Source organism: Hafnia sp. HMSC23F03 (assembly GCF_001816025.1).
Classification (GTDB): Bacteria; Pseudomonadota; Gammaproteobacteria; order Enterobacterales; family Enterobacteriaceae; genus Hafnia; species Hafnia paralvei.
The window spans coordinates 138,134-150,733 of the sequence record NZ_KV824230.1 but is presented as its reverse complement, the minus strand read 5'-3'; the positions used below and the strand labels follow the sequence as shown (position 1 = coordinate 150,733).

The 12,600-nt window shown below is 48.8% G+C and carries 13 protein-coding genes; 6 read left to right on the top strand and 7 right to left on the bottom strand.

Annotation, left to right across the window (positions count from 1 at the left end; genetic code table 11):
- Window positions 1-28: 28 nt before the first annotated feature.
- A complete protein-coding gene (locus HMPREF3091_RS11860; protein WP_070716041.1) occupies window positions 29-313 on the bottom strand; it encodes a YcgL domain-containing protein in 285 nt (94 codons plus the stop codon).
- 136 nt (window positions 314-449) lie between these two features.
- Here HMPREF3091_RS11860 and minC point away from each other — a divergent pair, with 136 nt between their 5' ends.
- From minC to minE, 3 genes are read left to right on the top strand one after another with little or no spacing between them, the layout of a single operon-like run.
- Window positions 450-1,133: a septum site-determining protein MinC gene (gene minC / locus HMPREF3091_RS11855; protein ID WP_004090199.1), complete on the top strand. Its 684-nt coding sequence runs from the start codon at window positions 450-452 to the stop codon at window positions 1,131-1,133.
- 25 nt (window positions 1,134-1,158) lie between these two features.
- Window positions 1,159-1,971 (top strand): septum site-determining protein MinD, encoded by an 813-nt coding sequence (gene minD / locus HMPREF3091_RS11850; RefSeq protein WP_004090200.1) that lies wholly within the window; start codon window positions 1,159-1,161, stop codon window positions 1,969-1,971.
- 3 nt (window positions 1,972-1,974) lie between these two features.
- Complete coding sequence (gene minE / locus HMPREF3091_RS11845; RefSeq protein ID WP_004090202.1) at window positions 1,975-2,244, top strand: cell division topological specificity factor MinE; 270 nt, start codon at window positions 1,975-1,977, stop codon at window positions 2,242-2,244.
- A gap of 397 nt (window positions 2,245-2,641) precedes the next feature.
- Here minE and rnd read toward each other — a convergent pair whose 3' ends face one another.
- Window positions 2,642-3,757 (bottom strand): ribonuclease D, encoded by a 1,116-nt coding sequence (rnd, locus tag HMPREF3091_RS11840; RefSeq protein WP_070716039.1) that lies wholly within the window; start codon window positions 3,755-3,757, stop codon window positions 2,642-2,644.
- 119 nt (window positions 3,758-3,876) lie between these two features.
- Window positions 3,877-5,562 carry a long-chain-fatty-acid--CoA ligase FadD gene (fadD, locus tag HMPREF3091_RS11835; RefSeq protein WP_035502467.1) on the bottom strand — a complete coding sequence of 562 codons (1,686 nt, stop codon included), beginning with the start codon at window positions 5,560-5,562 and terminating at the stop codon, window positions 3,877-3,879.
- A 453-nt stretch (window positions 5,563-6,015) separates the two neighbouring features.
- Between fadD and rluF the strand changes: the two genes are divergently transcribed.
- Window positions 6,016-6,897, top strand: coding sequence for a 23S rRNA pseudouridine(2604) synthase RluF (gene rluF, locus HMPREF3091_RS11830; RefSeq protein ID WP_070716037.1), 882 nt, complete (start codon window positions 6,016-6,018; stop codon window positions 6,895-6,897).
- A 55-nt stretch (window positions 6,898-6,952) separates the two neighbouring features.
- On the opposite strand, the gene HMPREF3091_RS11825 is transcribed toward rluF, so the two are convergent.
- From HMPREF3091_RS11825 to HMPREF3091_RS11810, 4 genes are all read right to left on the bottom strand, one after another.
- Window positions 6,953-7,564, bottom strand: a complete 612-nt coding sequence (locus tag HMPREF3091_RS11825) for a Slp family lipoprotein (RefSeq protein WP_070716035.1) — start codon at window positions 7,562-7,564, stop codon at window positions 6,953-6,955.
- Window positions 7,565-7,629: 65 nt separating this feature from the next.
- Entirely contained in the window at window positions 7,630-8,331 is a 702-nt protein-coding gene (tsaB, locus tag HMPREF3091_RS11820; protein ID WP_004090214.1) for a tRNA (adenosine(37)-N6)-threonylcarbamoyltransferase complex dimerization subunit type 1 TsaB, read from the bottom strand.
- Window positions 8,332-8,517: 186 nt separating this feature from the next.
- Window positions 8,518-10,437 (bottom strand): DNA repair helicase YoaA, encoded by a 1,920-nt coding sequence (locus HMPREF3091_RS11815; protein WP_035502338.1) that lies wholly within the window; start codon window positions 10,435-10,437, stop codon window positions 8,518-8,520.
- A 148-nt stretch (window positions 10,438-10,585) separates the two neighbouring features.
- Entirely contained in the window at window positions 10,586-10,903 is a 318-nt protein-coding gene (locus tag HMPREF3091_RS11810; protein ID WP_004090217.1) for a monooxygenase, read from the bottom strand.
- A 237-nt stretch (window positions 10,904-11,140) separates the two neighbouring features.
- Between HMPREF3091_RS11810 and HMPREF3091_RS11805 the strand changes: the two genes are divergently transcribed.
- Together HMPREF3091_RS11805 and HMPREF3091_RS11800 are read left to right on the top strand one after the other, a co-directional pair.
- On the top strand, window positions 11,141-11,485 hold the full coding sequence (locus tag HMPREF3091_RS11805; protein WP_025801958.1) for a RidA family protein: 345 nt from the start codon (window positions 11,141-11,143) through the stop codon (window positions 11,483-11,485).
- Window positions 11,486-11,488: 3 nt separating this feature from the next.
- On the top strand, window positions 11,489-12,493 hold the full coding sequence (locus tag HMPREF3091_RS11800; RefSeq protein WP_004090221.1) for a LacI family DNA-binding transcriptional regulator: 1,005 nt from the start codon (window positions 11,489-11,491) through the stop codon (window positions 12,491-12,493).
- Window positions 12,494-12,600: the final 107 nt, after the last annotated feature.

Below are 12,600 nucleotides of genomic sequence, written 5' to 3'. Positions count from 1 at the left end.
ATATTTATGTGAATAGCATCACACTTATTCATTCATCCACTGACTTTTTTGTCTGTGCAATGTGCATTTTCAGCAAACTTTCCGGCGGTGGAGGAAGTTGTAAATAATAACCTTGCTCTTTCAAGTCATTTTTTACCTTTTCAATATCCGCCGTGGCGAGTTTCTTTTTGCTCTCTAAATCGATCATCATCGCTAATTGTGGCTGCCCAAAGCTTTTCATCAGCTCTTCAGGCACCCGAGAAAAATCGTCTCTTTTTTCGACATAAAGATAGGTTTGATCGCGTTTTGAACTTCTGTAAATGGTACAAATCATTTTTTCACTCTAATTAATTCAGACGGCGACTTGCCTAGATATAACACTGACTATAACATGTTTAATGTACATCGGAATATTACCCCCTGTGTGGTTATTCCGGGGATTTAAAGTTGCTGAAACTGAGTCAGGATAGATGTCACAATCGCCAATAGAACTAAAAGGCAGCAGTTTTACTCTTTCGGTTGTTCATTTGCATAATTCGCAACCGGAGGTAATACGTGAGGCATTAATCGAAAAAGTCGAGCAAGCGCCCGCTTTTTTGAAAAATGCCCCTGTTGTTATTAATATTGCTAACGTCCCTGAAGGCGCAAGCTGGCAGAAATTACAACAGGCCATTACCGAAGCTGGGCTGCATGTCATTGGCGTAAGTGGTTGCACCGATGAAGGGCTTAAACGTGCTATAACTCGCGCAGGCCTGCCTTTGTTAAGTGAAGGGAAAGGTATTAAGAAAAGCGCGCCTGTCGTGTTACCCGAGCCACCTGCACCGGTAAAAACCCGCATCATTAGCACGCCGGTTCGGTCTGGCCAGCAGATATATGCACGAGACTGTGATCTTATCGTTACTAGCAGCGTCAGTGCTGGCGCTGAAATCATCGCCGATGGCAATATTCATATTTATGGCATGATGCGTGGACGCGCACTTGCTGGTGCCAGCGGAGATACATCCAGTCAGATCTTTTGTGCTCATCTTGCCGCTGAACTGGTGTCTATCGCCGGTCAGTACTGGCTGAGCGATCAGATCCCTGAAGCTTTTTATGGGCAGGCTGCCAGACTCAATTTGAGCGACAGTGCCTTAACTATACAACCTCTATTCTAGGCCCTTCGACAAGGAACCCATATACATGGCACGCATTATTGTTGTTACATCCGGTAAAGGGGGCGTTGGCAAAACCACATCTAGCGCAGCCATCGCCACCGGTTTGGCCCAAAAAGGTAAGAAAACCGTTGTTATCGACTTTGACATCGGTTTACGTAATCTAGACTTAATTATGGGCTGTGAACGTCGTGTAGTGTATGACTTTGTTAACGTGATTCAGGGTGATGCGACTCTTAATCAAGCGTTAATTAAAGATAAACGTACAGAAAATCTCTACATTCTTCCGGCGTCACAAACCCGCGACAAAGACGCATTGACCCATGAAGGCGTTGAAAAAGTCTTGAACGATTTGGGTGAGATGGACTTTGACTTCATCGTCTGCGACTCCCCTGCGGGTATTGAAACAGGCGCACTAATGGCGCTGTATTTTGCTGATGAAGCCATTATTACCACCAACCCAGAAGTCTCCTCTGTACGTGACTCTGACCGAATTCTCGGTATTCTGGCGTCTAAATCACGCCGCGCAGAAAAAGGGGAAGACCCAATCAAAGAGCATCTGCTGCTGACCCGCTATAACCCAGGCCGTGTTAGCCGTGGGGATATGCTGAGCATGGAGGACGTATTGGATATTCTACGCATTCCATTAGTTGGCGTGATTCCTGAAAGCCCATCCGTGCTGCGCGCATCAAACCAAGGCGAACCTGTTATACTAGATAAAGAGTCAGACGCCGGTCAGGCATACCAAGACATGGTTGATCGTTTGCTAGGTGAAGAGCGTGCATTCCGATTTGTTGAAGAAGAGAAAAAAGGCTTCCTGAAACGCCTGTTCGGGGGATAAAACATGGCATTACTTGATTTCTTCCTGTCGCGCAAAAAACCGACAGCCAATATAGCCAAGGAACGGCTGCAAATTATCGTTGCGGAGCGACGTCGCGGTGATAGTGAACCACAATATTTACCCCAGTTGAAACGCGATATTTTGGCTGTTATTTGTAAATATGTGCAGATAGATCCAGAGATGCTGACAGTGCAGTTTGAACAAAAAGGCGATGATATTTCGGTATTAGAGCTAAACGTGACCTTGCCTGAAGCAGAAGAAGCCGCTAAATGATTTTGTTATCCTGACGTTCTCTTATAGAAATATAAGGGAACGCCTGTATATTTAAACAGACTTTTTAATAAACAATGAACTTTGAGAATACGACTATCAAGATTATTCCTAATATTTATTATTTTTCATTAAATTTAAGACTAATCATGTAGGTTTCTTTCTTTAGGCGTTGTTTTTATATTGCTGCTTTATCTTTGATATATACCCATAATAATGTGAGTTGTATTGAAAGCATAAGTGAAGGAAAGTCTCATCACTTACTCAACTGCACGCTGCCAACAGAAATTCAGTTTGAAGAAAGCTGAGTTAAGTCATACTGGGTTATCTAATAAATAAAGGCAGCCATTTCGTGGCTGCCTTTATTCTTATATGCTAACAATGATTAGCGACACATCCATTACAGCGCCGCAAGAATGGCTCTTACTTGCTCACCCACCAATTTATCTCTCCAGCCTTGCAATAGTTCTGGCTGCTCATCTTTAAGCTTCCAGTGCCAGCTTAGCAGCGCATTTATCTGGCGACGTGAGGCAATCAACTCTGCGGTTAAACCACTGCGTTCTGCCGCATTCTGCACCGCGGTTTTTAACTCTTTAAACGCATGCTTATAGCCACTGTGATCGACCAAACGCTCAACGGGCTGCGGCCACTGTGACTCAGGGATATTCGCTGATTCAGCCACCAGCGCCACCAGTGTTTTACCATGGAAGCGAATTTCTGGGCCGCTCAAGCCAAGTTCCCCTAACTCCCCTTGAGATGTGGGTAGATAGCGAGCGACCTGCCAGAGATTCTCCTCACGTACCACAAAGTTCACGGCCATATCGCGCTGACGCGCCTGATTAAGGCGCCATTCTGCGAGCTTTTGCAAACATGCCAACTGTCGAGTTCGCAATTGCCACGCGTTGGTAATATCGCGATAGGCTAAAGCAGGATCGACAACTTCTTGACGGCGACGACACAGAGATAAGCAGTCATCCTGTGCGGCATCCAACCACCCTGCCTCTGCGACTTCAGCAATCAACTTATCCGCTAACGGAAGCAGATAGAAAACATCTGCCGCAGCGTACTCACACTGGCGTTCAGTCAGCGGACGTGCCAGCCAATCAGTGCGAGATTCGCTCTTGTCTAATTCTACCTGCAGGTAATCGTTCACCATGGCAGCGAAACCACAAGACAATGCACGCCCCGTGAATGCGGCAAGGATTTGCGTGTCGATCATCGGCGTTGGCAACGTCTGGAACTCATGCAAGAAAACTTCAAGGTCTTCGCTACACGCATGGAGGAGTTTGGTGACTTCAGGATTTTTCAACAGAGCGACAAACGGCTGCCAATCAGTAATCGGTAACGGATCGATCAGCGTCAGCGTTTCACCGTCAAAAAGCTGAATCAACCCCAACTGAGGATAGTAGGTGCGAGTTCGTACAAATTCGGTATCTAACGCAATGTAGGCGTGGCGGCTGGCTTGCTCACAAACTTGCTTGAGATCGCTACTGGTGGTAATTAACTGATAATTCAAAACATCATTCTCATTTTCGGTTCTCTGACCTACTTGGTACGCCAGATAATTTAATCAGTACAAAAAATGACGCCGGTCACAACCGGCGTCAACGTTTATCTGCTTAGAATCGTAAGAAGCTATGCGGCGCCTTTCTGCGAGGCCGCCTGCTCCTCACGTAATTTTCTGCGTAGGATCTTACCTACGTTGGACTTTGGTAATTCATCGTAAAACTCTACGCTTTTCGGCACTTTGTAGCCCGTGAGATGCTTACGGCAGTGTGCAATCAACTCATCACGAGTCAGTGAAGGATCCTTCTTCACAACACAGATTTTCACCATTTCACCGGAAGCTTCGCTTGGCACTCCGATGGCTGCGCACTCAAGCACTTTATCATGCATCGAGACAACTTCTTCGATTTCATTCGGATAAACATTGAAACCAGATACTAATATCATATCTTTTTTACGATCGACAATGCGCAAGAAGCCCTCGTCATCCACGGTCACCACATCGCCGGTAGACAACCAGCCATCTTTGAGGATCTCATCGGTAGCCTCTGGACGCTGCCAGTATCCCAGCATCACCTGTGGGCCTTTCACCTGTAGCTCTCCGGCTTCTCCGTGAGCCACTTCATTACCTTCGTCATCCACTAAACGCACATCGGTGGACGGCACTGGCAAACCAATACTCCCACTATAGTGCTGTAGATCGTAAGGATTCCCCGAAACCAAAGGCGCACATTCTGTTAATCCGTAGCCTTCGAGCAGATGACGACCGGTGAGTTTTTCCCATTTCTCCGCGACCGAGCGCTGTACTGACATGCCACCGCCCACCGATAAACGCAGCGTCGAGAAATCCAACTCGCGGAAATCTTCGTTATTCAACAACGCATTAAACAACGTATTGACACCGGTCAGCGCGGTAAATGGATAGCGGCTTAGCTCTTTTACCATACCCGGAATATCACGTGGGTTGGTAATCATCAAGTTGCAGCCCCCCATTTCGATGAACAGCAGGCAATTAACGGTTAACGCAAAAATATGGTAAAGCGGCAGAGCCGTGACCACCAGCTCATGGCCTTCATGTAACAACGGGCCATAAGCGGCGCGTGATTGCACCAAATTCGCCTGCATATTGCGGTGGGTTAGCATCGCCCCTTTTGCTACACCAGTGGTGCCTCCGGTGTACTGCAAAAATGCGAGGTCATTATTCGTAATATCAGGCTTGATGTACTGCAAACGGCGACCACGCTGTAACGCGGAGCGGAAAGAGATGGCATCAGGCAGATTATACTTAGGCACTAAGCGCTTGATGTATTTCACGACAAAGTTAACCAACGTGCCTTTCGCCGCTGAAAGCTGATCGCCCATTCGGGTTAAAATCACGTGCTTAACTTGCGTGTTGAACACCACTTTCTCAAGCGTATGCGCAAAGTTTGACACGATAACAATAGCGCTGGCACCGCTATCGTTTAGCTGGTGCTCAAGCTCTCGCGGCGTATATAGCGGGTTCACGTTCACCACCACCATACCGGCACGCAGTACGCCGAACAACGCTATCGGATACTGCAACAGATTAGGCATCATCAGTGCCACACGGTCGCCTTTTTTTAGTCCCAGCTCATTTTGTAAATAGGCCGCGAATGCACGGCTACGCTCTTCAAGCTTACGGAAGGTCATCACCTGCCCCATATTGATGAACGCAGGCTGATCGGCAAATCGCGCGACCGACTGCTCGAACATCTCTACCAGAGAGGAGTATTGATCAGGGTCGATTTCCGCAGGCACATCTGCCGGATATCGTTTAAGCCAAACCTTTTCCAAGGTCGTTCTCCCGTAAAAATTGTTTTCTTGTTTAAGCATTGTTTGCATCGCACACCCGCACTGTTAGCCATGAAAAACAACAGAACAATATCCAATGTTTAACAAAATTTTAACTCAGCGTACCAGTTCATGGAGAAACAATGTTCAGGTTGCGATATGCATCACTAAAATTAGCGTAGCCACGGTAGTAGACGCGGTAAAAAATGGCGCCTGCCATAAAAGCAAAAAGCGGCCTCAAGGCCGCTGTGGGTATAATACCAAAAAGAGTAACTTTCTGTAAAATTAGCACTATTTTCGGCTAATGAACCGCCATAACGCCTATTTTTTCCGCTGCAAACGTCTATCTTTGAAACAGCTGACATTCGCTGAGCTCAGTACATCCGTCAATATGATAAATCGATGTTCGTATCAGCGCTCAACTCATGTATATTCCGCTGTTTATCGGAGGGAACCATGCTAACCAATTCATCCACGCGCCTTAACAAATACATCAGTGAAAGTGGCATTTGCTCACGACGCGACGCCGATCGCTATATTGAGCAAGGGCATGTTTTTATCAACGGCAAACGTGCCGGAATTGGCGATCAGGTTTTCGCTGGTGACGTAGTCAAGGTGAATGGTCAGCTCATCGAGCCGCGTGATGCTGATGATTTAGTCCTAATTGCGTTGAATAAACCCGTTGGTATCGTGAGCACAACGGAAAATGGCGAGAAGGACAATATCGTTGATTACGTCAACCATAGCACGCGCGTTTTCCCCATTGGCCGTTTAGACAAAGACTCTCAGGGCATTATTTTCCTGACTAACCACGGCGATCTGGTGAACAAAATCCTGCGCGCCGGTAATGACCATGAAAAAGAGTATTTAGTTACCGTGAATAAGCCGGTGACCGATGAATTTATTCGAGGAATGGGGGCTGGCGTTCCGATTCTCGGCACCGTCACAAAAAAATGCAAAGTTAAAAAAGAAGCCCCGTTTGTATTTCGCATCACTTTAGTACAAGGGCTAAATCGCCAAATTCGCCGCATGTGCGAACACTTCGGCTATGAAGTCACTAAGCTCGAACGCACGCGGATCATGAATGTGAGCTTATCTGGACTGCCATTAGGCGAATGGCGTGATTTGACCGACGATGAGCTGATCGAATTATTTAAAGCGATAGAAGACTCCTCTTCTGAAGCTAAACCCGCTAAAAAGGCCAAGCCGAAGGCAAAACCCGCCGCAGCCAAGAGCCCTCCAAACAAAGGGGCAAAACCGGCGGGGAAAAGCAGCAGCGCCGATGCATCTTCACGTAAGCGATTTACTCAGCCTGGACGTAAGAAGAAAGGCCGTTAATCCCAAATACGACAAAGCCCCGATTTCGGGGCTTTGTTTTAAACGCGAGCGTTCATTAGTTTTCTGTTACTACGCTTTGGACACGCGCCGGACCAGGATTATACCATCCCCAACCAGGGCCGAAGCCGGGTCCCCAAAATCCACCGCGACCATAAGCGCCATAACCATAATCCCAAGGGCCAAATGGCTGAGGCGGCATCACGATTTCCTGCGTGATGTGCCAACGCTGATAGCCCTGTACATCCATCGTCACGAAGGTATAAGGCGTTTTCCCTATTTTACCTTCAACGCTGCCCGTTAATGGCCCTACGACCGTAACAAGCTGCCCTTTAAAGTCAACCGGATCTAAGAATGTCGGGCTCTTGGCGATCAAGCGCCCCACTGACGGCTGGTTGAGAATGGGTCTGGCGGTATCGTCCAACGGCATCACCGCTATCTCTAGCGTGGTGGCGTCTTTTTGATTAACCACATTCACTACGGTTCCGCCGAAGCGAGACTCTTGGCCGACGTACAAATCAGGAGCATTATGCACCGCGACAAAATTCTGCTGTGGCGTTGCAGATGTGCCTTTGATCGAGTCTGGAATGGTGACACATCCAGACAACAACAGCGGGCTACAAACGATCGCCACGCTGACTAACCGACGAACCCAGTGCTTAGAAGGCATATTTCATTCTCCAAAACTAACTATCTCATTCATATGACTGCTAGTTTAGACAGAAGTTGCCTGAATTATTCACGCCCCGGAAGTTTTTTCCAAGTGACTTCATTGCGCAGATAAGTGGGCTGCGCGTTTTCCACGGCCGTCATCTTACCTAAGGCAAAATCCACCAGCGCTAACGGCAGCATATCTTCAGCCTGAGGCAGCGTTATTTGCCCATCGACCAGCATAATGGGCGTCGCTGCTGCCATGTCTGGGTAGGTTCCCCATCCGGTACCAACGCTCGCCCATTCCCCTGCCAGCGCCATAACATTTTGCTGTGCGCGTTCTGGCGTGAATACGGCCTCGGTGTTTTCACCTACCCACACGCCATCATTTTGGCGCTGGTACTGACCCCAATAAACTTCGCCCATACGCGCATCAATGGCGGCCAGCACCTGCGTGGCACCCATCTGACGAAATGCGCCCTGAGCCATAGTTGCCAGCGTTGAAACACCAATCATCGGCAGATCTGCGCCCATGGCTAACCCTTGAGCAATGCCGATACCGATGCGTACTCCGGTGAAACTGCCCGGGCCACGACCAAAGGCCAGTGCATCCAACTGGTTTAACGATACGCCAGACTCAGCCAATATCTGTTGCACCATTGGCAAAATACGCTGTGTGTGTTCGCGTGGACAGATTTCAAACAGCGCATGTTTTTCGCCATTATTCCAGAGCGCAACAGAACAGGCTTCTGTTGCCGTATCAATCGCTAAAATTCGCGTGGACATGCAAACCTCGGGAGGGACAATTAAATGAGTAGAGATAAATCAGGCGCAGATGATAGCACAGCCAACCCACTGATGCCTCTGAAGGGTGTATGGCGATAGCACGTTGCATCACGACATTTGAGCTGCAAGAACTGCCTCCGCGCTATCACCCCGCCTCCTTCTGCTATCCATCAGCAATGAGCTGCGTTACTCACTCGTTGATGGATTCCCTGCCTTAAGAAACTCGATGACCTTATTCAAGTCTCGGGTGCGTGGCGCGGGAGGCAGGCTATTGAGGAAGACCTCGCCATATGGACGCATGACTAAACGGTTATCGCAGATAATCACTACGCCGCGATCGCTGGTATCACGAATCAACCGCCCCACGCCCTGCTTGAGCGTAATCACGGCGTCAGGAAGTTGAACCTCAGCGAAAGGATCGCCGCCACGCACGCGGCAGTCTTCAATTCGCGCTTTCAGTAACGGGTCATCCGGTGATGTAAACGGCAGTTTATCGATAATCACACAGGAAAGTGTGTCGCCCCGCACATCAACGCCTTCCCAAAAACTACTGGTTGCCACTAATAAGGCATTCCCCGCTGCAACAAATTCTGCCAGTAGACGTGGCTTACTGGTTTCGCCCTGTAACAACACGGGCAGCGTCATGGTCGCGCGGAACTCTTCGGCTAAATCGCGCATCATAGCATGAGAGGTACATAGGAAAAAACAGCGACCTTCATTCGCTTCAATCACTGGCCTGAGCATTCTTGCCAGCTGACGTGCCGCTCCACGCTGGTTTGGCGTTGGCAAAAAACGGGGGACACAGAGCATTGCCTGATTTGCATAGTCAAATGGACTCGGCAATAGCAAACTTTTGGCCTTATTCAGGCCAAGACGCGCGGTGAAATGTGACACATCGTCATTAACCGCTAACGTCGCTGAAGTGAAAATCCACGATCCGGGTTTATCCTTCATCACTTCGTTAAATTTTTCCGCTACGGTCAGCGGCGTAAGCGCCATCACAAAGTGACGTGAGTTACACTCATACCAATAGCTGTAACCGGGTATGGAAACATCGCGTAGACGTTTAAGGCGATTTCGATAGGTCGTGGCTCGCTCAAACGCCGCATCTAACAGCGCAGAACGTCCCAGCGACATTTTCACGACGTCGTAGCACAGCTCCAAAGCATCATCGAGCAACACCAGCGCGCGTTGAACTTCCGGTAATGCCAGCGCCTCACGTAAATTTCCACGATAGCCCGGATCGCCGAGCGCTAGGCGGAAGTCCTGCGCACTCTGGCTCAGCCTATCCGCACACTTCTGTAATTGCGCGGTATCTCGCACCTCAGTGCGGTAGGCAATGGTGATATCTTTCGCTAAATCCATCAGTTGGCGGCTGGTCAACTGCTGACCAAAGTATTGGCTAGCGATATCCGGCAACTGATGTGCTTCATCGAAAATCATGACGTCGGCATCAGGGATAAGCTCACCAAAGCCGGTCTCTTTCACGACCAAATCGGCTAAAAACAAGTGATGGTTGACCACGATAATATCGGCATCCATGGCGCGCCGACGCGCTTTCACCACGAAACAGTCTTTATACTGTGGACAATCGCTGCCAAGACAGTTGTCGTTAGTGCTGGTGACCAGCGGCCAGATAATGCTGTCTTCCGATACGCCATGGCAGTTACTCACATCGCCATCTTCGGTTTGAATTGCCCAGCCGCGCAGGTGCATTAAATCTGAGAGTGCCTCAGACGCCAATTCACCGCCGACCATCGACTGTTGTTCTAAGCGCTCAAGGCATAAATAGTTAGAACGACCTTTGAGTAAGGCTAACTTGCCGGCAAATTTCAGCGCATCACGCACCGTGGGCAAATCTCGTGCGTACAGCTGATCCTGTAGCGCCTTTGATCCCGTGGAGATAATAACCTTTGCGCCAGAACGAAGCGCAGGAACCAGATAGGCATAGGTTTTCCCCGTCCCTGTTCCCGCCTCTACCACCAGTTCTTCTTTAAACTGGATCGCTTTGGTGACAGCTTCGGCCATGTGTTGTTGTGCTTCACGCGGTTTAAAACCCCGTATTGCTTTTGTCAGTATGCCATCGGGCGCGAAATCGTCTGTCACACAGCCTCTCATTCAATCAGTGAAGGCGTGATTATGCCAAGTGATCGACGTAACAACCACTCACTTTCATTTTTAGTCAGTTTTACTCACCGCTTAAAAAAGTAAGGCCGCACAGCGGCGGCCCTTATCGATATCAGCGTAGAGACGCTTACCCCGCAGGCTTAAGATTGCCACGCGTAATATGAGTGAGTGGAATATTAATATCAAAAATGCGGCTGCGAATATCTGTTGCCCCCATTTGCGCAACACGTTTTATATGCATCGCAGCGTACTGCTCGGCACTCGCTTTATCGTTAAACAGATAGATCCCACCGGCTTCGCCAGTATCAACATTTTCAGTCCAGATTTTTGAGATAAAACCCTGCTCCTGAGTGATGCTTTGTGCCAGCGGCGTTGCCAGTTCGGCCAAACGCTCACCCAACATTTCTGCCGGCATTTTAAAGTCGATTTGCAATAATACGGTCATCTGTGACTCCTTATGTTTTCTATTTCTTGTCTGTCACTATTGAGAATGCCACATACTTGCCGCAGAAAGCAGTGTTTTTCATCGGTTTTCGATATACTCAATATATTGTTATACCCCAAATAATAGGCGCTAGATCAGAATTGGCCTTGGTCTTTTGGAGCGCACTACTCGGCCTTCAGCGCAGAGGCGGCTTCATGCATGAAGGGTATAAATCATCAACACTACAAGGAGTTATCTATGTCTATCGAACGTATCAATCCAGAAAAGCGCTGGTCTGACGCCACCGTATTCAATGACACCATCTATTACACCAGCGTTCCCGAGAATCTGGATGATGACGCAACGTCGCAGACCGCTAACGCATTAGCCGCCATTGATATGATCCTGAATCAGCTAGGGACTGATAAAACTCGAATTCTCGACGCGACTATTTTTCTAGCCGACGGTGATGATTTCCAAGCCATGAACGCCGCTTGGGATGCTTGGGTTCCGGCAGGTAAAGCCCCTGTGCGCTGTACGGTTCAAGCTAAACTGATGAACCCTAAGTACAAAGTTGAAATCAAAATTATTGCGGCGCGTTAATTCATGGCCACGATGAAAGATGTTGCCCTGCGTGCCGGTGTTTCAACCGCCACCGTATCGCGAGTGATCAATCAGACATCGTACGTTGAGCCGGTAACCAGAGAGCGAGTGGAAAAAGCCATGCGCGACCTGAATTATCGGCGTAACGCCGCTGCACTGGCATTGGCCAAACGCAGCGGCGACATGCTAGGGCTATTAACGGGTAATTTAGCCGATCCTTTTTTCGCCCGCTTAGCTCGCGGAGTGGAGGAAGTTGCCCGACAGCAAGGTTTCCGTCTCATGGTATGCAGCGGTGGTCACCAAGCCGAACTTGAGAAATCCGGATTGGATTTCCTGATTAACCAAGGCTGCGAAGCGATTGTGGTTCATGCAACCCGCATGTCTGATCAAGAACTGGTTCGCTACAGCGCCCATTCTCCCGCCATGGTGATCGTTAATCGCTATATCGCGTCATCAGCTAATCGATGTGTATGGTTGGATAATCTATCAGCGGCGCGCGAAGCTACCCGCCATCTGCTACAAAAAGGTCATCGCTGCATTGCTTGCATCACTTCGGATTTACCGATTGACGATCGGCAGCAACGGCTCGAAGGATACCGCATGGCGCTGTCAGAGTACGGCATCATGCCGGAAAAAAGTTGGATTATCAGCGTTCCCTTTGATGAAGAAGGCGGCGAAATCGCCGCACAAAAACTGTTAGATAGCGGAGTCCCGTTCACCGCAGCCTTCACATTTAACGATGTGATGGCCGCCGGCATGATGCGCGCATTACATCAGCGTGATATTCGGTTACCCGAACAGCTTTCGCTAATAGGCTTTGACGATGTGGTCTTAGCACGTTATCTCTATCCTGCGCTAACGACCATGCACTATCCTGTTGAACGAATGGCTCGTCGTGCCGCCATGCTTGCCATACAACTTTCCCAGCAACAGACTCCCCCTCCTCGCTCCCTACGATTCGAAGCGGGGCTTATCGAGCGCGACTCAGTGATTTGTTTAAGCGAGTAAATTGGGTCGTCAATGCTAACAACCGTGATGTATCTCTCATTTTAATTTGTCATGTAAGCGATTACATAGCAGCTTTCTGTCGATCACATTTGAAGAGCCCCATTCCC